The following is a 565-nucleotide window of genomic DNA, read 5'->3' as shown; positions in this document are numbered from 1 at the left end:
GGCGTTATAGCGCACGATAAAATTGAATATGGATGGTCATGGATAATATCGAAAAAGAGCTCTATCAAGCAGCAATAGAACTAGTAAATATGCGATATCCTTCTGGTTGGGGTGGAGCTGCGGCTGTTAGAACAGAGTCAGGAAAAATATTAACAAGCATTGCTCCTGATACTAAAAACGATGCTCTTTCACTATGTATGGAGGTGGGAGCGTATTTAGAGGCTCACAAACTCAATGAGCGAGTGACCCACTCATTATGCCTGTGTCGTGAGAGCGAGAAAGATGAATTTCTAATTTTTTCACCATGCGGAGTTTGCCAAGAGCGCCTCGTCCATTGGGCTGGGGATGTCAAAGCAGCAATTACGACTTCAGGGAATGCATTGGTTTTCAATACTATACGAGAATTAATGCCTCATCATTGGTCACTTGAAACGGCAAAGCGCTATAACAAACTGTTTAAGAGTGATTCGCAACGCGTGGCATTTTTACTATACGTTGCGTTTAGTGGTTAAGGTGTTGTGCGGAAGCGTCGGTATTGCGTTGCTCACACCTTAACAGGGCGTTA

The 565-nt window shown here is 43.5% G+C and carries 1 pseudogene; it reads left to right on the top strand.

What is annotated here, in order from left to right:
- The first annotated feature begins 38 nt into the window (after positions 1 to 38).
- A pseudogene (locus tag R7R78_RS28445) lies at positions 39 to 448 on the top strand (cytidine deaminase).
- Positions 449 to 565: the final 117 nt, after the last annotated feature.

It is taken from the genome of Vibrio sp. 2134-1, from assembly GCF_033339495.1.
The sequence above is the reverse complement of the archived record's forward strand: the minus strand, read 5'-3'. Positions and strand labels throughout refer to the sequence as shown.